At 65.0% G+C, this 21,256-nt stretch carries 23 protein-coding genes and 3 pseudogenes; 11 read left to right on the top strand and 15 right to left on the bottom strand.

The window, feature by feature from the left end:
- From RM96_RS31140 to RM96_RS31130, 4 genes and pseudogenes are all read left to right on the top strand, one after another.
- A pseudogene (locus RM96_RS31140) lies at nucleotides 1-276 on the top strand (MFS transporter); the annotation flags it as partial.
- 15 nt (nucleotides 277-291) lie between these two features.
- Complete coding sequence (locus tag RM96_RS31135; protein ID WP_039015575.1) at nucleotides 292-984, top strand: helix-turn-helix domain-containing protein; 693 nt, start codon at nucleotides 292-294, stop codon at nucleotides 982-984.
- A 205-nt stretch (nucleotides 985-1,189) separates the two neighbouring features.
- A pseudogene (locus RM96_RS38055) lies at nucleotides 1,190-1,327 on the top strand (DUF3158 family protein); the annotation flags it as partial.
- A gap of 152 nt (nucleotides 1,328-1,479) precedes the next feature.
- Nucleotides 1,480-1,851: a DUF5594 family protein gene (locus tag RM96_RS31130; protein WP_039015574.1), complete on the top strand. Its 372-nt coding sequence runs from the start codon at nucleotides 1,480-1,482 to the stop codon at nucleotides 1,849-1,851.
- Between the two features lie 27 nt (nucleotides 1,852-1,878).
- On the opposite strand, the gene RM96_RS31125 is transcribed toward RM96_RS31130, so the two are convergent.
- On the bottom strand, nucleotides 1,879-2,781 hold the full coding sequence (locus tag RM96_RS31125; protein ID WP_039015573.1) for an aldose epimerase family protein: 903 nt from the start codon (nucleotides 2,779-2,781) through the stop codon (nucleotides 1,879-1,881).
- A gap of 249 nt (nucleotides 2,782-3,030) precedes the next feature.
- Between RM96_RS31125 and RM96_RS31120 the strand changes: the two genes are divergently transcribed.
- On the top strand, nucleotides 3,031-3,471 hold the full coding sequence (locus tag RM96_RS31120) for a cupin domain-containing protein (RefSeq protein WP_039015572.1): 441 nt from the start codon (nucleotides 3,031-3,033) through the stop codon (nucleotides 3,469-3,471).
- 18 nt (nucleotides 3,472-3,489) lie between these two features.
- Here the strand turns inward: RM96_RS31120 and RM96_RS31115 are convergent, their stop codons facing one another.
- A complete protein-coding gene (locus RM96_RS31115) occupies nucleotides 3,490-4,704 on the bottom strand; it encodes a polyhydroxyalkanoate depolymerase (RefSeq protein ID WP_039015598.1) in 1,215 nt (404 codons plus the stop codon).
- A gap of 266 nt (nucleotides 4,705-4,970) precedes the next feature.
- Between RM96_RS31115 and RM96_RS31110 the strand changes: the two genes are divergently transcribed.
- The gene (locus tag RM96_RS31110; RefSeq protein ID WP_039015571.1) at nucleotides 4,971-5,627 is read left to right on the top strand and encodes a glutathione S-transferase family protein; all 657 of its coding nucleotides are present in this window, start codon (nucleotides 4,971-4,973) and stop codon (nucleotides 5,625-5,627) included.
- A gap of 45 nt (nucleotides 5,628-5,672) precedes the next feature.
- On the opposite strand, the gene RM96_RS31105 is transcribed toward RM96_RS31110, so the two are convergent.
- Nucleotides 5,673-7,697, bottom strand: coding sequence for an acetoacetate--CoA ligase (locus RM96_RS31105; RefSeq protein WP_052279851.1), 2,025 nt, complete (start codon nucleotides 7,695-7,697; stop codon nucleotides 5,673-5,675).
- Nucleotides 7,698-7,806: 109 nt separating this feature from the next.
- Nucleotides 7,807-9,336: a 4-hydroxy-3-polyprenylbenzoate decarboxylase gene (ubiD, locus tag RM96_RS31100; protein WP_039015596.1), complete on the bottom strand. Its 1,530-nt coding sequence runs from the start codon at nucleotides 9,334-9,336 to the stop codon at nucleotides 7,807-7,809.
- 641 nt (nucleotides 9,337-9,977) lie between these two features.
- Here ubiD and RM96_RS31095 point away from each other — a divergent pair.
- Entirely contained in the window at nucleotides 9,978-11,033 is a 1,056-nt protein-coding gene (locus RM96_RS31095; RefSeq protein ID WP_039015570.1) for a lytic transglycosylase domain-containing protein, read from the top strand.
- Between the two features lie 77 nt (nucleotides 11,034-11,110).
- Here RM96_RS31095 and RM96_RS31090 read toward each other — a convergent pair whose 3' ends face one another.
- The 4 genes from RM96_RS31090 to ribBA form a co-directional block, all read right to left on the bottom strand.
- Nucleotides 11,111-12,292: a pyridoxal phosphate-dependent aminotransferase gene (locus RM96_RS31090; RefSeq protein ID WP_039015569.1), complete on the bottom strand. Its 1,182-nt coding sequence runs from the start codon at nucleotides 12,290-12,292 to the stop codon at nucleotides 11,111-11,113.
- Between the two features lie 101 nt (nucleotides 12,293-12,393).
- Nucleotides 12,394-12,900 (bottom strand): transcription antitermination factor NusB, encoded by a 507-nt coding sequence (gene nusB / locus RM96_RS31085; protein WP_039015568.1) that lies wholly within the window; start codon nucleotides 12,898-12,900, stop codon nucleotides 12,394-12,396.
- Nucleotides 12,893-13,396, bottom strand: coding sequence for a 6,7-dimethyl-8-ribityllumazine synthase (ribH, locus tag RM96_RS31080; RefSeq protein ID WP_039015567.1), 504 nt, complete (start codon nucleotides 13,394-13,396; stop codon nucleotides 12,893-12,895). Before ribH ends, nusB begins: the two co-directional genes overlap by 8 nt.
- A 64-nt stretch (nucleotides 13,397-13,460) precedes the next feature.
- Complete coding sequence (gene ribBA, locus RM96_RS31075; RefSeq protein WP_039015595.1) at nucleotides 13,461-14,570, bottom strand: bifunctional 3,4-dihydroxy-2-butanone-4-phosphate synthase/GTP cyclohydrolase II; 1,110 nt, start codon at nucleotides 14,568-14,570, stop codon at nucleotides 13,461-13,463.
- 308 nt (nucleotides 14,571-14,878) lie between these two features.
- Between ribBA and RM96_RS31070 the strand changes: the two genes are divergently transcribed.
- Nucleotides 14,879-15,715: a serine aminopeptidase domain-containing protein gene (locus RM96_RS31070; protein ID WP_039015566.1), complete on the top strand. Its 837-nt coding sequence runs from the start codon at nucleotides 14,879-14,881 to the stop codon at nucleotides 15,713-15,715.
- A 105-nt stretch (nucleotides 15,716-15,820) separates the two neighbouring features.
- Here the strand turns inward: RM96_RS31070 and RM96_RS31065 are convergent, their stop codons facing one another.
- From RM96_RS31065 to RM96_RS31055, 3 genes are all read right to left on the bottom strand, one after another.
- Nucleotides 15,821-16,054: a hypothetical protein gene (locus RM96_RS31065; RefSeq protein WP_039015594.1), complete on the bottom strand. Its 234-nt coding sequence runs from the start codon at nucleotides 16,052-16,054 to the stop codon at nucleotides 15,821-15,823.
- Nucleotides 16,055-16,120: 66 nt separating this feature from the next.
- Complete coding sequence (locus RM96_RS31060; RefSeq protein ID WP_238587479.1) at nucleotides 16,121-16,699, bottom strand: hypothetical protein; 579 nt, start codon at nucleotides 16,697-16,699, stop codon at nucleotides 16,121-16,123.
- Between the two features lie 264 nt (nucleotides 16,700-16,963).
- The gene (locus RM96_RS31055; RefSeq protein ID WP_039015564.1) at nucleotides 16,964-17,278 is read right to left on the bottom strand and encodes a hypothetical protein; all 315 of its coding nucleotides are present in this window, start codon (nucleotides 17,276-17,278) and stop codon (nucleotides 16,964-16,966) included.
- Nucleotides 17,279-17,604: 326 nt separating this feature from the next.
- On the opposite strand from RM96_RS31055, the gene RM96_RS31050 reads away from it, so the two are divergent.
- Both RM96_RS31050 and RM96_RS31045 read left to right on the top strand, forming a co-directional pair.
- Nucleotides 17,605-17,874, top strand: a complete 270-nt coding sequence (locus RM96_RS31050; protein ID WP_039015563.1) for a hypothetical protein — start codon at nucleotides 17,605-17,607, stop codon at nucleotides 17,872-17,874.
- A gap of 81 nt (nucleotides 17,875-17,955) precedes the next feature.
- Nucleotides 17,956-18,198, top strand: a complete 243-nt coding sequence (locus tag RM96_RS31045; protein ID WP_039015562.1) for a hypothetical protein — start codon at nucleotides 17,956-17,958, stop codon at nucleotides 18,196-18,198.
- A 139-nt stretch (nucleotides 18,199-18,337) separates the two neighbouring features.
- Here RM96_RS31045 and RM96_RS31040 read toward each other — a convergent pair whose 3' ends face one another.
- The 3 genes and pseudogenes from RM96_RS31040 to RM96_RS40380 form a co-directional block, all read right to left on the bottom strand.
- A complete protein-coding gene (locus RM96_RS31040; RefSeq protein WP_039015561.1) occupies nucleotides 18,338-18,961 on the bottom strand; it encodes a riboflavin synthase in 624 nt (207 codons plus the stop codon).
- 92 nt (nucleotides 18,962-19,053) lie between these two features.
- Nucleotides 19,054-20,169, bottom strand: coding sequence for a bifunctional diaminohydroxyphosphoribosylaminopyrimidine deaminase/5-amino-6-(5-phosphoribosylamino)uracil reductase RibD (gene ribD, locus RM96_RS31035; protein ID WP_039015560.1), 1,116 nt, complete (start codon nucleotides 20,167-20,169; stop codon nucleotides 19,054-19,056).
- Nucleotides 20,170-20,224: 55 nt separating this feature from the next.
- Nucleotides 20,225-20,428, bottom strand: a pseudogene (locus RM96_RS40380) (pilus assembly protein); the annotation flags it as partial.
- On the opposite strand from RM96_RS40380, the gene RM96_RS31030 reads away from it, so the two are divergent.
- Entirely contained in the window at nucleotides 20,349-20,696 is a 348-nt protein-coding gene (locus tag RM96_RS31030) for a hypothetical protein (RefSeq protein WP_152624247.1), read from the top strand. The pseudogene RM96_RS40380 and the gene RM96_RS31030 overlap by 80 nt on opposite strands.
- 22 nt (nucleotides 20,697-20,718) lie before the next feature.
- On the opposite strand, the gene nrdR is transcribed toward RM96_RS31030, so the two are convergent.
- A complete protein-coding gene (gene nrdR / locus RM96_RS31025; protein ID WP_039015559.1) occupies nucleotides 20,719-21,183 on the bottom strand; it encodes a transcriptional regulator NrdR in 465 nt (154 codons plus the stop codon).
- Nucleotides 21,184-21,256: the final 73 nt, after the last annotated feature.

The raw sequence follows: 21,256 nt of genomic DNA, 5'->3' as shown, positions 1-21,256 counted from the left end.
ACCATCGCCACCGTGCCGATTGCCGGCGTGCGCGCCTTTCCGGCACCGGTGCGGTTCACCGGTCTCTCGTTTGCCTACAACATGTCTTACGCAGTCTTTGGCGGCCTCACGCCGATGATTCTCACGCTGTGGCTGCAGCACGACACCATGGCGCCGGCTCACTATGTGGCAGTGCTGGCCGCTGTCGGGCTTTTGCTTGCGTTCTGGCCGCTCGCCAGGTGCGGGCATGCCATGCGCAATGACGTGGCCAGCACGGCTGGCCACGTCGGTCGATAACGAAGGAGCAACGCAATGAATGCGACGGAAAACACGCCACCAGTACGCCTGCTGACCCCCGCCGAGCTGGCTGTCTGCATCAAGGTGTTCCGCGATGCCCGGCAATGGACGCAGGAGCAGTTGGCCGTGATCGCTGGGCTCAACGTGCGAACCGTTCAGCGCGTCGAGCTAGGCTGGCCCGCCGGCCCCGACACCTGCCGGGCGCTGGCCAGCGCGTTCGATTTCCTGGACATCGACGCGCTCAACAAGCCATTCGCGATTCCACCGGAAGACGAACTCAAGGCTGCGCAGGAACAGTTCGACCTCGAACACGCCACCTTCGCGGCGATTCCGCTGACTACGGGTAAGCAGTTGGCCGAGCTGGCGCAGACCAGCACGATGGACATGTCGCAGCTGGCCTTCGAGATGGGCCGCGAAGCAGATAAGCGCTTCGCCGCGCTGATGGAATATTTCCGCAACTACCGGGATGGCCAGGACGCCTACACCGAAGCGCAGAAGCGCGAGGCGGCTGACACGATGCAAGCCAACATCGATGTGCTCAAGACCCTTGGCGTTTCGCTACGCTATGCCGAGCGCAACGTGCTGCTGAAGGGGGGCTCGGACCCGGACAGGCCAATGCCAGCTAACGTCCTGTACGTGATCGGATTTCCGCTCGGCAAGGAACCCAAGCTGTTCGCCACGCCAACTTCCGTTGATATCCGTCTGTAGGCTAAAGGGCGAAGATTCACGCTCGCCAGCGCCGCTCCAAGCCGGCCCGCCGATTCGCAGTCGAAATCGTACAAGATGAAGAAGGGAGACGCGCACCAACCGGTCGTTTGGTATAGAGCACGAGAGCTACAGCGCCCACAGCCCCATGAACTCGCCGAACACTGCCGTGCTATCCCCAGGGGATAGCTGGCACACCCGGCCTTCTATGCCCGCTCTGTCGACGCGCTTCACGGCGCTGGAACAGGCGGGCTTCCAACGGCTGGAACACGAAGCCTACCTAAAAGGCCTTTTACAACCTTTTAAAGGTAAGGGGAATATGGAGTCCTGGGTCACCAGTGCTACTAGGGCGATGTGGAGCCACTCAACTGGCTTTTGGGTGTACCGGCCGGCCTGACGCCGGCTGGCGTATAGTGGCTGCCACTGCGGCGCACGGCAGGCGCAGCCAGCACCGCCAACCCGCCACGTCAGGACGTCCCCACCTTGACCACCCATACCATGGACCTCTTCGCCCGCTTTGAAGCCGAATGCCTGCCGCGCATTGCCGACGCGATTGGTCAGCAACACCGGCGCGTGCAACTTGACATCTTGCCTGCCGAAGCCCCCGAATTGCCGCCGCGCCTGCGGCTGACCGGTGACGGAGTGCCGGACCTCCGGCGCCATCCCTATGCGCTGGATGTCACGCTGGCGTGGGACGGGCTGGAGGTGCAGCGGCTGTTCGCAGCCGGTGGCGAGGCGCGCTTTGCCGGCTACCTGGCGGCGCTGCCGTCCAAGCTGCGCGCCTGGGAGGAGCCGCGCGGGATCGACTTTCGTTCGCTGTCGCAGGCGGATCCGCAGGTCCTGATCGGCGGGCTGGACTTCGAGCACTGAGTTTCGAGTCCCGAGACGCCGGCGGAATCAGTCAGTCACCCGCAGCCGGCATACCGCGCTTTCCGATTGCCCGGGCTCGATCCAGCGCAGCCCCTGGCCGTGGTGGATGGCATTGGGCAGGCCCACCCATGGTTCCACGCAATAGAAGTCCGAGGTCTCGGCCTCGGACCACGTGGTGACGGCATGCCACGGCGCGCTGCCGGGCAGGTCGAGCTCGAACGTGATAAGTCGATCCGGCATCGCCAGCACCGCGGACGGGCTGTTGCGGAAGACGTGGAAGGTGTCCTGCAGGCGTGGGTCGTCAAGCTTGTAGCTTGCATCGCCAGGTTTACCAGCCTCGGGGCTGCCGTCGGGCTGCTGGCGCATGCGGTCCGTTCCGGGCAGCGCCAGCGATGCCGCAGCGCGCTGGACATGTGGCAACGCAAAGTAGAAATGGTGGCCGGCATAGTAGGGCAGGCGGGTGGTGCCGGTGTTCAGGGTGCGCAGGCAAACCTCCAGGCCGTCAGGCAGCAGGCGATAGCTGGTCTCGAACACGAAGTCATATGGATAGCCGGTTCGCGTCGCTTCGGACGCGCGCAAGGTCATGGCGATGAATGATTGCGCGTCGGCGTCGGAGACTTCGAAAGGCAGATCCCGTGCAAAGCCGTGCTGAGGCAGCGCGTGGATACGGCCGTCGGCGTCTTTCCATTGACCCGCTGCACCTTCCACAAAGTGCCGTCCGATGAAAGGAAAGAGCAGTGGATTGCCGCCGCGGATCTTGGCCGGCCGGCTCCAGTCCGCCTGCTCTGGCCAGTAAAGGATGTCTTCGCCATGATGGACCCAGCGAACCAGCCGGCCGCCATATTGAGGTGCCAGCAGGAGGAAGGTATTGGCATTGCCGATCTGGACCAGATCCTGGCCCTGGAAACGTGTGGTTGGAGTCTGCGGCATTGTCTTGCAGTAGGGAGTTTCTGCGCAGCGCAATCATACGGCACCCGTCGTGCGCGATCCGGGCTGGCGCGCACCGAAATCGTGGCGTCGCCCGTGGCAGCAAGCCGCCCGGCCTATCCTTAATGGTGCAGCGGACGCACGTCAGCAGGCGCATTCGGCACAAAGCCATCTCTTGTCCGACACCCGCTGATGGCGTAAATGTTGCAGCGCAGGCATCTCCGCTTGATTTCCTTGCATAAGGAGCTTGTCATGGCCGAGTTCACTCCGACGCAGTTTTCTCACGTACGCCCGCAGGACACGGAATATGTCGACCAGGGTTTGCGCGATTTCTTCCTCTACCGGGACCTCGGCGTGGCGCAGGCCACCAATGGCAAGGTACTGGTGCAGCTGGTCAAGGCCAACCTGCCGCCCGAGCAGGGGACCGGCTGGCATCGCCATGAAGCGGATTTCCACGTGGTCCTGATGCTCAAGGGCTGGGCCAGGTTTATGTACGAGGACAAGGAGACGCTGGTGGCCGCAGGCGATTGCGTGCATCAGCGCCCCGGCATCACGCATTACCTGTTCGACTACTCGCCCGACATGGAATACCTGGAGATCGTTGCCCCGGCGGACTTCAAGACCGTGGACGCCCCGGCGCCGTGCGTAGTCCCCGCGGTGACGCCCTGGCCGGCTAGCAAGCCCGCGGCTTAGCGTCTTGCAGCAGCGGCCTTATTCGTTCATGTAGATGGTGTCGCGCACCAGCGGATAGACCTGTGTTTCCCAGCGCTTGCCGTTGAACACCCCGTAGTGGCCCACGCCGGTCTGCACGTGATGCATTCGCATGTAAGGCCGCAGGCTGGCGCACAGGTCCTGCGCGGCCATGGTCTGGCCGATGGCGCAGATGTCGTCGCGTTCGCCTTCCACGGTGAGCAGGGCGGTGCGCGAGATGGCGCGGGTGGAGACGCGCCGGCCGCCCACGTCGAGCAGCCCCTGCGCCAGCAGGAAGCGCTGGAACACCATGCTGACGGTCTCCAGGTAGAACTCGGCCGTCAGGTCCATGGTGGCGAAGTATTCCGTGTAGAAGGACTGGATGACGTCCGCCTTGGCGTGCTCGCCACGGGCGCGCAGGGCATAGAGGTCCTGCATGGCCTGCTCGTGGCGGTCCAGGTTCATGCTCATGAAGGCGATGAGTTGCACGTAGCCGGGGTAGACGCGCCGCATCGCGCCGGAAAAGCGCAGCGGGACGAAGCCAATCAGCGTTCGCTCGAACCACTCGATGGGGCGGCTCATCGCCAGTTCATTGACCTTGGTGGGATTGACGCGCGCATCGATGGGCCCGGCCATCAGCGTCAGGCTCGGCGGCTGGGCCGGATCGCCGTCTTCGGCCATCAGCGCCACCGCTGCCAGCGCGGCCACGGTTGGCTGGCAAACCGCCACCAGATGCGTGCCCCCACCGAGTGCATGCAGGAACGCAATGACGTGCTGGACGAATTCATCGAAGCCGAAACGGCCGGCCATGAGCGGGACGTCGCGTGGATTGTGCCAGTCGGTAATGTAGACGTCATGATCGGCGAGCATGGTCTGGGCTGTGCCGCGCAGCAGCGTGGCGAAGTGCCCCGACATCGGCGCGATCAGCAGTACGCGCGGCTGTCCGACGATGCCATGGCGGCGCAGGCGCAGCAGCGAGCAGAACGGCGTGCGTGCCACCACCTCTTCCGTCACCTGGACCGGCTGGCCGTTGACAACGACGCTGTCGATGCCGAAGGGCGGGCGGTGATGTGTCAGCCGCGCCAGTGCGAGCAGTTCGCACGCCCCCCACAGCGAGCGCATGGCGTCAGAGCCTGCAATGCGGGGGTTTGCGGCCAACAGGGACGCGGCGACGTCGGCCAGCGCGCAGGCCGGTTGTATTATGTCCGCATAGGTCTGGTACGCCTGGTACAGCATGGCTCGGCCCCCGTTATTCGATGCGTCCATATCCGCAATATATATGCCATTGGCGTGAATGTTGGCACGGGGCTTGCGCGTCGCACCGATCAGGCCGTAAAAATGCACCGCGGGTGGCGTGACAGCCGCCCGGTGCGCGTCGCCGCAACGCTAGCGGCGCGCAGGCCTCAGTCTGGTGCTCGCAGTCATGCACTGCATGAGTGCAGCGGCAGCGAACCAACTGGCGCTGGCAAGCGCTGCTCGCCCGGGGGCGACAAGGAGGCGTGATGGCAAAGACCACACTGACCATCAGCAGCAAGACCTATTCCTCATGGTCTTTGCGTGGCTGGCTGCTGGCTCGTTTTGCCGGACTGGAATTTGAAGAGGTACTGGTGCCACCGGACGACGCAGCGGCGCGCGCCGAGATCCTGCTGCTGTCGCCGTCGATCCTGGTGCCATGCCTGCGTCATCAGGGCGTGACGGTCTGGGATACCCTGGCGATTGCCGAATACCTCAACGAGATCCGCCCCCAGGCCGGCCTCCTGCCTGACGATGTCCCTGCGCGTGCCCATTGCCGCGCTATTTGCGGTGAGATGCATTCCGGCTTTGCCGCCATGCGCGCGGCGCTGCCGATGAACCTGAAGGGGCATTTCCCCGGACTCAAGGTGTGGTCGCGCGCGCAGGCCGATATCGACCGCATCATTGCCATCTGGACGGAGTGCCTGACCTGCTACGGCGGGCCTTACCTGTTTGGCGCGAAGCGCACCATGGCCGATGCGATGTACGCGCCTGTGGTGACGCGCTTCGTGACGTACGGCGTGATGCTGGATCCGGTGCCGGTCGAGTATTGCAAGCAGATCCTTGCCATGCCCGAGTTGCAGGAATGGATTGCCGCGGCGCGCGAAGAGCCCGACGAGATCAGCGAACTCGATGTCGAGTTCTAGCAGAAGCCTGTGCAACGGCTGCCCGGAGGGCAGCCGTTGCATCCGCTAAGCGTTGGCCGCTTCTGCCCGCCTTGCCGCGAGAAAGCGCTCGGCGTAGGCAAAATACCAGTCCAGGCTGTCCGGATTTGCCATCGCATCGCGATTGGCGATGCCCTGCGGCGCGTGCCCGAGCAGCAGCTTCTTGATCGGCACTTCCATCTTCTTGCCCGACAGGGTGCGCGGCACCCCCGGCACCTGCAGGATCTCGTTCGGCACATGGCGCGATGACAGCGCATCGCGAATGCGCGCGCGCAAGGTATCGCGCAGTGCATCGTCGAGCGTCACGCCTTCGCGCAGCACCACGAACAGCGGCATGTACGATTCGCGCCCGAGGTATTCAAGGTCGACCACCATGCTGTCGAGCACCTCCGGCAGGTCTTCAACCACGCGGTACAGCTCGCTGGTGCCCATGCGGATGCCGTGCCGGTTGATGGTGGCGTCGGAGCGCCCGTAAATGATCGCGCCGCCGCGGTGCGTGATCTTGATCCAGTCGCCGTGCCGCCAGGCGCCCGGATAGGTGTCGAAGTAGCTGTCGCGATAGCGCTTGCCGTCGGTGTCGCCCCACAGGAACAGCGGCATCGAGGGCATCGGCTCGGTGCAGACCAGTTCGCCGACCACGTCGATCAGCGGCTTGCCGTTGTCGTCGAAGGCTTCCACCCTGGCGCCAAGGCAGCGGCATTGCATCTCGCCCGAGTAGACCGGCAGCAGCGGGCAGCCGGCGACGAAGGAGCCCGCGAAGTCGGTGCCACCCGACATCGGCACCAGCCAGATATCGTCGCGCACATGGCGGTAGATCCAGTCGTAGGCTTCCACCGGCAGCGGCGAGCCGGTCGACCCAAGCCCGCGCAGGCGCGACAGGTCGGCAATGCGGGCCGGCTCCGTACCCGCTTTCATGCAGCTCGTGAAGAACGCGGCGCCGGCGCCGAACATCGTGACGCCGGCATCATCGACGAAGCGCCAGAGCACGCCGGCGTCCGGCCAGGCCGGGTTGCCGTCATACAGTGCAATGGTGGTGCCGAGCAGCAGCCCCGCCACCTGCGCGTTCCACATGATCCAGCCGCTGCTGCTGTACCAGTGGAAGACATCGTCCGGGCCGAGATTGTTGTGGAACGCCATCAGCTTGAGCTGTTCGATGACGATGCCGCCATGCCCGTGGACGATGGGCTTGGGCATGCCCGTGGTGCCCGACGAGTAGACGATCCACAGCGGATGGTCGAACGGCACCGATTCGATCTGCAGTGGCACGCGGTGCGCGAGTACCTCCTGCCAGGCGTGCTGGCGCAATCCTTTGCTCGGCGCCACTGTGCTGCCGACCTGCGGCACGATGACCAGGTCCGTCAGCGAGGGCAGGGAGGCTACCAGCTCCGCAAGCACTGGCGCGCGATCGTAAGTCTTGCCGCCGTAGCGGTAGCCATCGACTGCGATCAGCACTTTGGGTTCGATCTGGCGGAAGCGGTCGGTCACCGCCACCTGGCCCATGTCGGGCGCACAGCCCGACCACACCGCGCCGAGGCTGGCGGTGGCGAGGAACGCAATGATCGTGGCGGGGATGTTCGGCAGGTAGCCGGCGACGCGGTCGCCGCGGCCCACGCCCATCAGGCGTAGCGCATGGGCAAGCGAGGCCACCTGCTGCTCGAGTGCGTCCCAGCTCAGGTCGGCCAGCGGCCGGTCTTCGGCGGCATGGCGAATGGCGGCGCGCTGGCGGGCCTCGCCGCTGCCCGCGTGGCGGAACACCTGCTGCACATAGTTCAGGCTGGCGCCCTCGAACCAGCGTGCGCCGGGCATGGTGCGCCGGTCCAGTACGCGCTCGGCGGGCGTATCGAAGCGGATGTCGAAATAGGCGCGCACCGCATCCCAGAACGCCTCGATTTCCGTGACCGACCATTGCCAGAGGCTGGCGTAGTCGTCAAAAGCGAGGCCGCGCTCGCGCTGCAGCCAGTGCATGAACTGCGCCAGCTGGCTGCCGTCGCGAAAGGCCGCGGACGGCGTCCACATCAGGTTCCCTTCCGTAAGCGGGGCGGGGGTGGTCATGTCTCCTCCTTGGACCCGTCTGTCGCGGGCATCGGATGGTGTTGGCGAGGGCCGGCGGGCGCCTGTGACGGCACCCGGACTCAGCCCTGCATGATAGCGGCGGATGCGGTCACGCGCCGGCAGGGCGATCGAACAGGGTTTCCCACAGGCCATCGACCTTCGCCTTGACCGCCGGATCCATGGTGATGGTGCGGCCCCATTCGCGCGTGGTCTCGCCGGGCCACTTGTCGGTGGCGTCGATGCCCATCTTCGAGCCCAGTCCGGAAACCGGCGAAGCGAAGTCGAGGTAGTCGATCGGCGTGTTGTCCACCAGTACGGTGTCGCGGCTCGGGTCGACGCGCGTGGTGATGGCCCAGATCACTTCCTTCCAGTCACGCACGTCCACGTCGTCGTCCACCACCACGATGAACTTCGTATACATGAACTGGCGCAGGAAGCTCCAGACGCCGAACATCACGCGCTTGGCGTGGCCGGCGTACTGCTTCTTCATGCGCACCAGCGCCATGCGGTAGCTGCAACCCTCGGGTGGCAGGTAGAAGTCGGTGATTTCGGGGAACTGCTTTTGCAGCAGCGGCACGAACACCTCGTTGAGCGCCACGCCGAGCACGGCCGGCTCGTCGGGCGGCTTGCCGGTGTAGGTGGAGTGATAGATCGGGTCGCGCCGCATGGTGATGCGGTCGATCGTGAAGACGGGGAACCAGTCCTGCTCGTTGTAGTAGCCGGTGTGGTCGCCGAACGGACCTTCCAGTGCGTGCTGGTAGCCGGAAGGGTGGTCCGGATCGGGCTGGATATGGCCCTCGAGCACGATTTCGGCGGAGGCGGGCACGTTCAGCTCGGACAGGGTCGGCGTGATGCAGCCGGCCAGCGCGGTGCGGCTGCCGCGCAGCAGCCCGGCGAACTGGTATTCGGAGAGGGTATCCGGCACCGGCGTGACGGCGCCGAGGATGGTCGCGGGATCGGCGCCCAGCGCCACGGCGATCGGGAAGGGCTTGCCCGGATTGGCCAGCGCGTGCTCGCGGAAATCGAGCGCGCCGCCGCGATGCGCCAGCCAGCGCATGATGACCTGGTTGCGGCCGATCACCTGCTGCCGGTAGATGCCCAAGTTCTGGCGCTTCTTGTGCGGGCCCTTGGTGACCACCAGGCCCCAGGTGATCAGCGGCGCGGCATCGCCGGGCCAGCAGGTCTGGATCGGCAGGCGCGCCAGGTCGACGTCATTGCCTTCCCAGACGACTTCCTGGCAGGCGGGGCTGCTGACGCGCCTGGGCGCCATGTCCCACACCGATTTGACCAGCGTCAGCAGCTTGCCGGCTTCACGCAGTCCGCGCGGCGGCTCGGGTTCCTTCAGGGCAGAGAGCACGCGGCCGATGTCGCGCAGGTCCTCCATCGACTCGGCGCCCATGCCAAGTGCGACCCTGTGTGTGGTGCCGAACAGATTCGCCAGCACCGGTACGCTATAGATGCCATCAGCGCTGCGATAACCCGCTGGCCTTTCGAACAGGACTGCCGGCCCGCCGGCACGCAGCAGACGGTCGCAGATCTCCGTCATTTCCAGATTGGGCGCAACGGGCGCGCTGATGCGCCGCAGTTCTCCCAGCCCTTCCAGCTGGCTGATGAAGTCGCGCAAGTCGTTGTATTTCATGGTGAATTCTGTCGTGATGCGGCGCCGCGTCAAGGAACTAGGCACTGCCGCAATGTGTGTGACGATACACACGCGCTGGCGCCCCGGCAAAAAAATCGATTAAACGGTCCGGCGCAAATTGTAAGTTTTTTGACAGCCCAGCTGCTTTCTGAATGGGCGGCACCCTATGGCAGGCCTACGTTTGCCGGCATCGCTGTGATCCCAGGGCGACGTGTTTGCTCTTGTTACAAATAACCAAAAGTAGTAGATGCTGTAGTTGTTATTCTTGACGGGATATAAAAGCGTTCCTACAATCCGTTCTGCTCAATGGAGTGTTGCGTCGCAACATGGATTTTTCCCCTGTGTCAAGGGGTGCACATCAAAACGTGCAAGAAGAATCCTCCATTCAGATCGATAGTGCGGACCCGGCAGACACGAGGTCCGACCGGTCACCTCCGGCCGCTTGGCGGAGCGTTAAGAGTTTTCGTGGCAGGGTGCGCTCCCCCAAGAGCGTACCCTGTTTCTAGTTGGGCGCATGGGGAGTGCCCACCAACAGATGCTGGCTGCCACTGCTAGGCGGCGCGGCGTCCTTACTTGAGTACGTTGAGATCGGGTGCGAGCCGCAGTCTGGCGCGCGCAGCGGGCAACGGATGGAGGTAAGTATGAGCGGTTGGAAAACCCTTCATCTTCCCGGCATCGGGCGGGCATTGCAGGTCCGCTTCAGACAGCCGGTACCCGGAGTGAGTCGGGCATTGCAGGTCCGTCTCGCGCATCGGGTTGCGGGCCGCGCGTTGCGCGGTGGCCGCACAACATTGAAGTACGCCCTGAACAGTCTCGGGGTGGTCTCGGTCATCACGGCCGTATCGCTGTCGCTTAGCCACGAATGGCGCACCACGCTCGCTGCCGCACTGGCCGGCGACGAGGCACCCGCTGTGCTGGTTGGCGCCGCTGCGCCTGCCGTGGCAAGCACAGGCGTGCCGGCAAGCTCGGCGGACGTGGCGGCAGCCCGTATCGGACAAGGCAGGGGCGGTCTGCCCACCGTGTCCGGTGTGGATGAATGGAGTATTGCCTCGGCAGGCAAGGTGCCCTCGGTGGCCCACCTGGCGGCACAGATTCCCGTGACCCGCGTGGCGCTTGATGCCCGCAGCACGAGTACCCTAGGCACCGCGCGCGAACAGGCGGCCGTGGCCGAGTACATCGCCCGCAAATACCGCGTGGCGGCGCAGGCAACCGCGCAACTGGTGAAGGCTGCGTACCTGACCGGCCGCGAGGTCGGCATCGATCCGCTCCTAATCCTGGGCGTGATTGCGATCGAGTCCAGCTTCAACCCGTACGCCGAGAGCGGCGTGGGTGCGCAGGGCCTGATGCAGGTCATGACCAAGGTCCACCAGGACAAGTACGAAGCCGTGGGCGGCGTCTCCGCGGCGCTGAATCCGTACGCCAACATCAAGATCGGTGCGCTGGTGCTGAAGGATTGCATCGCCCGTGCCGGTACGATCGAGGGCGGCCTGAAGTATTACGTGGGCGCTACCACCAATACCGACGGCGGCTACGGTGCCAAGGTGCTCGCCGAGCGCTCGCGCCTGCGGCAACTGCTGGGCGTGCGCGTGGCGGTCGAAGCCCAGGCCGAAAAGCCGGCAGCGGATGGCAAGACGCAGGCCGAGCACGGCCAGGGTGGCGGCAAGCTGGAAGCCAACAACGGTCCGCATAGCGCCTGACCCGGGTCGGTTGCCCGTATAACAAGAAAAAGCACCCCGCGGGGTGCTTTTTCTTTGCCTGCGGCCTTTGCGGCAGATCAGCGGAACAGGCCCTGCAGCCGCAGCATCGCCTCCTCGATATTCTGCCGTGACGTCGCATACGAGATGCGGATGTAGTCCTTCGCCGTGTGCGGCCCGAAATCCTGGCCCGGCACCATGACAACCCCGGCATCGTGCAGCATCGCCTGTGTCAGCCGGTCGGCGTCGCCCGCGGCGGGGTGGTTGACCTCGCGGCAGTCTGCGTAGACATAGAAGGCGCCGTCCGGCTTGACCGGCACCCGCAGTCCCAGCGCTTCCAGCGCCGGCACGATCAGGTCGCGGCGGCGGCGGAATTCCGCCTTGCGCTCGTCGTAGATGGCCAGCGCTTCCGGCGTGAAGCAGGCGAGCGCCGCATACTGCGCCACGGCCGAGGCGCAGATGAAGAGGTTCTGCGCGACTTTCTCGAAGTCCGCCACCAGCGCATCGGGCACCACCAGCCAGCCCAGCCGCCAGCCCGTCATATTGAAGTACTTCGAGAAGCTGTTCACCGTGACGACGTTGTCGTCCAGGCTCAGCGCCGATACCGGTGGCGCGTCGTAGGACAGGCCCTGGTAGATCTCGTCCAGGATCGCAAATCCATTCCGGGCCCGTACGGCCCGCAGGATGCGCGCGAGCTCGTCCGGCAGGATCGAGGTGCCGGTCGGGTTCGAGGGCGACGCCAGCAAGACGCCGCGCGTGCGCTCGCCCCAGTTGGCCTCGACCTGGGCGGCGGTCAGCTGGAAGCGCTCGGCCGGGCCGCTCGGGATCATCCGCGCCGCGCCGTCGAAGGCGGCCACGAAATGCCGGTTGCAGGGGTAGCTCGGGTCTGGCATCAGCACTTCGGCGCCGATCTCGACCAGCACGGCACACGCCAGCAGCAGGGCACCGGAGGCGCCGGCCGTGACGATCACGCGCCGCGCCGGGATATCCAGACCGTACGCGGTCTTGTAATGGCCGGCGATGGCTTCGCGCAGCGCGTGGATGCCGAGCGCCCCGGTGTACTGCGTGACGCCGCGCCGCATGGCCGCTTCGGCGGCCCGCACCACGGGTTCGGCCGCGGTGAAGTCCGGCTCGCCGATGCCCATGTGGATGATATGGCGGCCGGCGCGCTCCAGTTCGTGGGCCTGCTTGGCCAGTTCCATCACGTGGAAGGCATTGATATTGGCGAGGCGGGAGGCGGTGGCGAGTCGCTGCAGGTCCATGGCGTGTCGGGCGGAGCCCGTGTCTGGCGTTATCGGAAAGTGAAAACACCCGCGTGAGCGGGTGTCGTAAGCATCACCGGAGGCGCAAGGGCCCGGGGCGATCAGCGGCGCGCGGCAACCTCGGGCGCGCGCACCTGCGCGGCCAGCTTGTCCAGCACGCCATTGACGTACTTGTAGCCTTCGACGCCGCCAAAGGTCTTGGTCAGCTCGACGGCTTCATTGATCACGACCTTGTACGGGATGTCGACGCAGTGCACCAGCTCGTAGCTGCCGACCAGCAGGGCGGCGCGCTCGACCGGCGACAGCTCGTCCACCGTACGGTCCAGGAACGGCTCGAAGGCGGCCGTCAGGCGGGCCTCTTCACGCACGGCACCGTTGAGCAGCGCATCGAAGTGCTCGCGATCGGCCTTGTTGAAGCCCTGGGCATCGTGCAGGTGGGCCTGGATCGCGCCGATGTCGTTGCGGTTCAGCAGCCACTGGTACAGGCCCTGCAGCGCGAGCTCGCGCGAGCGGCGGCGCGCGCTCTTGGGCGGCGCCTTGGCTTCGGTGCGGGCGGCGGGCTTGCCGCCGGCTGCCTTGCCCGCGTCGTTGTTGGACGTGTCACTCATCGTCGTCCTCGTCTTCATCGTCTTCCTGGCTGCGCAGCGAATCGAGGGCTACGACCAGGTTGGCCATTTCCACCGCGGCGCGGGCGCAGTCGCGGCCCTTTTCGCGGGTGCGGGCATGGGCCTGCTCGTCGGTGTCGACGGTCAGGATGCCGTTGGCGATCGGCACGTTGAAATCCAGGCCGACGCGGGTGATGCCGGCGCCGGACTCGTTCGAGACCAGCTCGAAATGATAGGTCTCGCCGCGCACCACGGCGCCCAGGGCGACCAGTGCGTCGAACTGGCCGCTTTCGGCCATCTTCTGCAACGCCAGCGGAATTTCCAGCGCGCCGGGGACGGTCACCACCAGGGTGTCCTCGCCCTCCACGCCGAGCTTGTCCAGCTCGGCCGTGCAGGCTTCGAGCAGTTCGGCGCAGACCGGTTCGTTGAAGCGGGCCTGCACGATGCCGATGCGCAGGCCTTCACCGTCGAGGTTGCTGGGGTAGAAGCCGTGATCCATGTTCAGTTCTCCAGGGTTCGGGGGTGGCGGACGCAAGTAGACGCGGCCGCCAGATTGTTCAGGTTCAGTCGGCCTGGCCGCTCATGGGCTGGTAGCCGGTCACTTCCAGATCGTAGCCGGTCATGCTGGGCATCTTCAGCGGCGATGCCAGCACGCGCATCCTGCCCACGCCCACATCCTTCAGGATCTGCGCGCCCATGCCATAGGTGCGCAGGTCGGGCTTGCGGCGGGGGCGCGATTGCGGCGCGTCCAGGGCGCTGAACTGGGTGAAGAGCTGGTCGGACGAGTCGCCGCAGTTCAGCAGCACCATCACGCCGCTCTCGGCCTTGCCGATGGCTTCCAGCGCCGCGGGCAGGCTCCACGAGTGGGTCGTGCGCGACACTTCCAGCATATCCAGCACCGAGAACGGCTCGTGCACGCGCACCAGCGTCTCGGTGGAGGGCGTCGGCGTGCCCTTGATCAGTGCGAGGTGGGCCTGGCCGGTCGGCTTGTCGCGGTAGGCGATGCTGTGGAAAGCGCCATACGGGGTCTGCATGGCGCGCTCGCCCACGCGCTCGACAATGCTTTCGGTACGGCTGCGGTAGTGAATCAGGTCGGCGATGGTGCCGATCTTCAGGTCGTGTTCCTGTGCGAATTCGATCAGGTCCGGCAGGCGCGCCATGGTGCCGTCGTCCTTCATGATCTCGCAGATCACGGCCGCGGGCGTCAGGCCGGCCAGCGCGCCAAGGTCGCAACCGGCTTCGGTATGGCCGGCACGGATCAGCACGCCGCCGGGTTGGGCCGTCAGCGGGAAGATGTGGCCCGGCTGGACCAGGTCCGCCGGCCTGGCGTCACGGGCGACCGCCGCCTGGACGGTGCGCGCGCGGTCGGCGGCGGAAATGCCGGTAGTGACGCCTTCGGCCGCTTCGATCGAGACCGTGAAGTTGGTGCCGTGCTGGGTGCCGTTGCGGCTCACCATCGGGTGCAGGTCGAGCTGGCGGCAGCGTTCGGCCGTCAGCGTCAGGCAAATCAGCCCCCGGCCGTGCTTGGCCATGAAGTTGATGGCCTCCGGAGTGACGAAATCGGCAGCCAGGACGAGGTCCCCTTCATTTTCGCGGTCTTCTTCGTCAACAAGGATGACCATGCGGCCGGCACGGATGTCGGCAATGATGTCTTCGGTACGGGCGATTGTCATGGCGTGCTGGACGGCAAATAGGGCGGAAATGCGGAAAGGAAACGGCGACGGCTGGTAATTGCGGGTGAACTGCGGCGGCGGGGCGTGGCCCGGGCCGACCATGGCGGGGACGCCCAGTCAAGCCAGCTATTGTACGCCAAGGCAGGCAAGGAGGGAGGGGAGCGGCGCCCGCGGGATGGGGCCTCCCCGATCCGGGCGGGATTGCCAGGCGGCCGGTCCTCTATATTGATTGGCATCAGGCGCATTTCCTCTGCACCCGCCATGCGCCGTGTCCTGCAAACAGAACAATCAACAAGCGGAGCACAGCAATGAAAACTCTCATGGCGGCAGTCGTGCTTTGCCTGAGCGTCTCGGTATGGGCCCAGGAAGCGGCGCTGGAAGAATCCGTTGTCACGGTGGCGCTGGCGAGCGGCAGTGACCTGAATCTCATCGTCAGCAAGCAGCGGGGCAGCCAGCCACAGGTCGCCGTGCTGCTGTTTCCCGGCTATCCGGGCGTACTGAAGATCCAGAACGAAGGCGGCACGCCCACCTATCAACTGCGTGGCAACTTCCTGGTTCGGGCGCGGCGGCACCTGGTCAGCGACAAGGTTCTGGCCGTGATGGTGGATTGCCCGAAGGCGCGCTGGAACAGTTGCGATGATGCCTATCGGACTTCGGAGCAGTATGCGCAGGACATTGGTGCGGCCATCGACAAACTGAAGGCCGACTATGGTGTCAGCAAGATCTATCTGATCGGCACGAGCTACGGCACGGTATCCAGCGCTTTTCTTGCATTGAAGCTTGGGAATCGAATCGACGGTGCGGTGCACACGGCCACATTCACCGATCCACGCACCGGGCGCGTCCTGGCGCACGGCTTGCCGATGCGCGACTTCGACTGGAGTGCGGTGAAGACCGATCAGCTATTCGTTCATCACCAGGACGACCCGTGTCCGGTGACGCAATACCGCAGCATTGTCGCCCGCAAGGGCAATGCGCCGCTCGTCACCGTGCGCGGCACCAAGGGGGCGCGTGGTGATCCGTGCGAGGCGTTTTCCGCGCACGGCTTTGTCGGGCGGGAGCGCCCGGTAATGCTGGCGATATCGGACTGGATGCTGTCGCGGAAAGTGCAGGAGACCGTCGGCGCGGAATCGAACGAGGAGTAGTGCCGATTGCTGACGCGTGCGGCCACGCCCGCGATGGTGCCGGCCGACCGATGGCGGAAGCAGCCAGATGTCAGGAACTTGCCGGCGCTGTCAATGCGTTGCGATTCAGGGCATTGCCATGGCCGGGATCGGATCGCGGATCCGGGATGTCCTGGCGATGCGGGATCTTGCGGCCCTGGTCGCGTCGGCCAGGGCAAGGTCGCGCGTGAGAAACGCATCGGCCGGGTTGGTGAAACGGGCGTGGTCGTCCAGCACATAGGACCAGTCCCAGCTGCCGAAGGTCACTTCGGCAAGCGTCACTACGACATGGCAATCGTGATAGAAAAAACTCTCAGCCATCTTTGACCTCGGTTCGATGACGACGCGCTTCCATCGTTGGGCGCCGGCGCACGTCAGCGGCATTATTCATAGCCATCTGAAGTTCGGCAGCAGGTCGTCATGTTCATCAATGCTGACAGCGCCCAGTTCATTGACTGTCCGCTTCAGCTGCTCCTTGGAACTTCTTTCGCAACTGGTGACCATCAAAAACTGGCCTTCCACCAATTGCACTTTTTGTCGCGCCAGCCCGATGCGCACGACCCTCACGCCGATCAGTCCGCCGATCCACCAGCCGATCATGGCACCAAGCATCATAGCGCCGATGTACGCCAGGACGCCGGCGCCCATGCCGGCCGGTACGCCGTATCGGTAGATCACCAGCGCTGCCAGGAGCGCTCCGACCGGAAGACCGGCGATAGCCGCTTCCTCGCGATATGTGGTCTGGCCGATATCGGTCTTTGGCAGGCCATCGACTGCCTGATTGTCGCGCTGGACGAACCACGGTCCTCCGATACGTGCCGGCGTTCCCGCCAGTTCGCCAAGGCGTGTCTGAGCCAGCCTGGCTGTGGCGATGTCCTTCAGCCTGAAATACAGTAGCGTGCGCATGGTCGTACCTTTACTTACGGGACTAACTGAAAATTCCGGTGAAACGTCGGAAGCCGGCATAGCGCTTCCCGCTGGAGCGGCGGAACCGCTTGAGCAACGGGGTCGAGGGTGGCTGCAATCTGGGCCAGCCTTCATCGACCGCCCGATCCCAGTCGATCAGCAGCGTGGCAGCGCGGTGCCAATGAGTTGCCGTGAGCCGGACAAATCCGAATCTGCAGGCAGTCGCCTTGAGCGACATGCCGGATCGGCGGCAGCGCAGCATTCGCATGAGGGGAACGGGCCGGTAGAGAAACTTCGTGGCGGGATCTGACACGGTCATTCCTTTTAGTGTTTGAGCGACGGCTGCAGGCGGGCAGCGCTGCGAAATGCGCGCGCGTGCCACTGCGATCGTGTGACGGTCTCCATCCTGTCGGCATTGCCCAGGATTTCCAGCGCATCATCGTCACAACGTGGGTGCGGCTCGGGCAGCCAAGGTCGCGCCAGGCCGGCAAAAATCGCGCGAATCAGCCTGGCGATTGGCTTGCGGATAGCTTCGGGTGGAAATCGTCCGAGATCGACGGTGTCGATCCTGGCGAATGAGCAAAACCGCGGGTGACCGAGGTCGCAGGCGACCAGAAGTCGCGGCAGGGAGTCTTGCATGAATTTTCCAGGTGTCCCCGTAAGTGACTTCAGGAGTCACTGGTCCTAAGACGTCATCGAGGGGGAAGCCCGGAAACGAGTGGCAGGCGTTACCTGGGGCACATGCCCGGGAAACGCTCCAATAACATTCTAGTTGTCCGCTGCCTGGCATCCTAGGTCACTTACAACATAGGCCGGCAGCATAGGCCGAAAGGCATTGCATGGCGCACCTTCGGAATGGCGGACCGCACGTGGACGCGGATCGCGGCAGCTGCCGGTGTTGCACCAGAAGTAAATCGGACACAACCTGGCTATCAGCGTATGCTCAGTGATGAAAGGAGACCAACATGTCTCAGAACAACGCGATCTACAAGGGTTTCAAAGTGTCTGCTAACGTGCGTCGTGCACCCGGTGAAGCCCCGGGCGGCGAAGCGGCGCAACCGGGCTTCCTCGCTACCGTGACCATCACCCAGGTCAGCGCCGGCATGGGGTCCCTGCGGCAGGTGCCACCGCTGATTCAGCATTTCGCCAACGCGCCGCACGCTGCCATCGCGCTTGCCTTGTCTTCAGCCAGGGAAGCCATCGACGGCATGTCCACCTTCGTCAAGGCAAGGTGATCGGAACGTCCGCGAATACAGTTAGCGCGCGGCATGGATCGCGCCACAGGCTTTGCTCAGAAAGGAAGGGGAGAGACATCCATGCCGAGACAGATCAAGCACAAGGCTGAACTGCGCGCCATGCTCCGTGCGGAGCAGTCGAAATATGCGCAATGCGAGGGCGCCTGTTTCGGCGATGTGGTCTGGCACGCGCCGGACGCCAGCGGCTGCAACTGGAGTCTGTCGACCATGGAGGGCGGCAATAGTGCCGCGTGCGTCGAGGCAATCCTGCCGTTTGCCAGCAAGCTGCGTGAGACATACAACGTGCCTGACGAAGGCAAGTAGAGTCGTCTCAGAGTTCTTCCGCGATATCCGGTTTCGCTCGACGCGAGCAAAGTGAACTGGCTGGGCGCAATACCTGCCCGTCGCGATGATCGCGGGGCGTGGAACGCGCAAGCATTCCACGCCCCGCGAAGCTTGCCCGTTACGATGGCGCCTGCGCCGTGGACAGCATCCGCTCCACGTACCGCGCGATCAGGTCGATCTCGAGGTTCACGCGAGCGCCCGGCTTGAGTTCCTGCAGCGTGGTCACTTCAACCGTATGCGGAATGAGGTTGATGGAAAATACGCAGCCATCGGCTTCATCGCTGACGCGGTTGACGGTCAGCGACACGCCGTTGACCACCACCGAACCCTTGTACGCCAGGTAGCGGCCGAGTTCGCGCGGGGCGCGAATGCGCAGTTCGTGCGATTCGCCGACCGGCGCGAAATGGACGACTTCGCCCAGTCCGTCGACATGGCCCGACACCAGGTGGCCACCGAGCCGATCCGCCAGGCGCAGGGCCTTTTCGAGATTGACGCGGCCGGCGCGCTCCAGCCCCACGGTCTTGTCGAGCGACTCCCGCGAGACCTCCACGTCAAAGCCGTCTGCCGCCAGCGCGACCACCGTCATGCATGCGCCCTGGATGGCGATGCTGTCGCCGATGATGACATCCGACAGGTCAAGCTCGCCCGATGCAATGCGCAGGCGCACGCCGGCGTCGGCGCCAGCGCCCAGTGGAGTCACGGTTTCGATGCGGCCTACGGCCGCCACAATGCCAGTAAACATGATGGGTTCTTGAATCGTTCTGAAAGTTGGGCGGGGATCCCGCATGTTATCTATGGGGCCGTGAGGGCTCGTGCCGCGTGCCGGCCCGGCGGTCAGCTGTCGTTGCGGCGGGCGATCAACCGCAGGTCGTCGCCGATCTGCCGCACGTCGTGCCAGCGGAACGCTGCGGCATCCTGCAACCGCGACAGCGGCGGCAGGTTGAACATGCCCTGCGCGTCGCCGAGCAGCTTGGGTGCGAGGTAGATCAGCAGTTCGTCGGCGCAATGCTCACGGATCAGTGATCCGTTGAGCTTGTAACCGGCTTCCACATGCAGTTCGTTGATGCCGCGCCGACCGAGCTCTTCCAGCATCTTGCGCAGCTCGACCTTGCCGTGCGGGTTGGGCAGCACCACCACTTCGGCGCCGCGGGCTTCAAGCGCATGGCGCCGCTCGCGGTTGTCGAGGGCGCAGAATACCAGCACGGGTTTGGCAAAGTCGCCGGTGTCGGCGGCGAGCATGCGCGCGTCCAGCGGAACCTCCAGGCGGGAATCGACCAGCACGCGTTGCGGCTGGCGCGGGGTCGGGATGGCGCGCACGGTCAGTTGCGGATTGTCGTCGCGCACGGTGCCAATGCCGGTCAGGATCGCGCAGGCGCGCGCGCGCCAGGCGTGCCCGTCATCGCGCGCTGCCTGTCCGGTGATCCACTGGCTGGTGCCGTCGTGCAGCGCCGTGCCGCCGTCCATCGATGCGGCCACCTTGACGCGCACCCAGGGCAGGCCGCGCGTCATCCGGGACACGAAACCGATATTCAGGTCGCGCGCCTCTTTCTCGAGCAGGCCGCACCGTACGTCGATGCCTGCTTCGCGCAGCCGCTGCAGACCACGGCCCGACACCGCCGGGTTGGGATCTTCCATCGCCGCCACCACGCGCGCGATGCCGGCGCGAACCAGCGCCTCGGCACAAGGGGGCGTGCGGCCGAAATGGCTGCACGGCTCCAGCGTGACATACGCCGTGGCGCCGGCAGGATCGAAGCCACGCCCCACCGCATCCTTCATCGCCTGGATCTCGGCGTGGTCGTGCCCGGCCGGCTGGGTGAAGCCCTGGCCGATGATCTGCCCGTCCTTGCTCAGCACGCAGCCGACGCGCGGATTCGGGGTTGTGATGAACATGCCACGCGCGGCGAGCGCGAGCGCCTGTTGCATGGCGGCGTGGTCGGTGTCGGAAAACATTGAGCCTGTAGCGTTTGGCTGGTTGGCAGTCGATGGGAAGGATGGCTTTCCAGGGTCACGGCGGGCCGGGCCCGTCCGCGGTATCGCAGTCGCTGTCGCGCACCGGTGTGCAGAGTCGGATACGTCCCTGCGCCCCAAGCCGGACCTGGCGCTGCCCGCCGCGACGGCTGAGCGAGAAGGTGGCCGCCTGGAAGCCGCCTTGCTCCGATCGAGAGTATCCCACAGCTGTGAATCGCAGCGCATGGCTGCCACGCCCGGTCTATGACCGCTACAACCCGGACGCGGGCGGCATAGCCTACGCGCTGCCGGCCGCGTTCAGGACATCGCCACGCGACAGTGCGCGAGTTCGCTTCAACATTTCGATTGTCGCCAATTCGTTGACGGCGAAGGGCTATGTCCTGCAGGCAGTGCCAGTGGATGCCACCGCCGACGCATGCGGCACGTGCACGTTGGATCAGGCCGGCACGCGGCTGAATACAGTCGGGGCGAATCCGGCGGCCTACCTCCAGAATTGCTGGGAGCGCTGAAGGCGGCAGCGGGTCGCAAGCCTCACCGCTTGCTGTTCCCCGCCGTCACCTCGGCCAGCACATCTGAAAACTCCGACACATCCTCAAAACTCCGGTACACCGAAGCAAAGCGGATATACGCGATCTTGTCGAGCTTGCGCAGTTCGCGCATGACCAGTTCGCCGACCTGGCTGCTGGGGATTTCCTTCTCGCCGAGGGCGAGCAGTTTTTCTTCGATGCGGGTGATGGCTTCGTCGATGGCTTCGGCCGAGACGGGGCGCTTGCGCAGGGCCAGGCGCATCGAGCCTTTCAGCTTGTCGCGGGTGTAGTCGACGCGGGAGCCGTTCTTCTTGACGATGGCCGGGAAGAACAGTTCGATCCGTTCATAGGTGGTGAAGCGGCGGTCGCAGGATTCGCAGCGGCGGCGGCGGCGGACAGTATCGCCGTCTTCCGACATGCGGGTGTCGAGCACCTGGGTATTGGAATGACCGCAAAAGGGGCATTTCATGCCTGACCACCTTCAGATTTGAGCCCGGCTGCCTTGCCTGTGTTGTCTTTCTGCGGCAGCAGGGTGGGTTGGC

The organism is Cupriavidus sp. IDO (genome assembly GCF_000812465.1).
GTDB lineage: Bacteria > Pseudomonadota > Gammaproteobacteria > Burkholderiales > Burkholderiaceae > Cupriavidus.
Note: the sequence above shows the minus strand (reverse complement) of the source record. Positions and strands in the feature narration are given on the sequence as shown.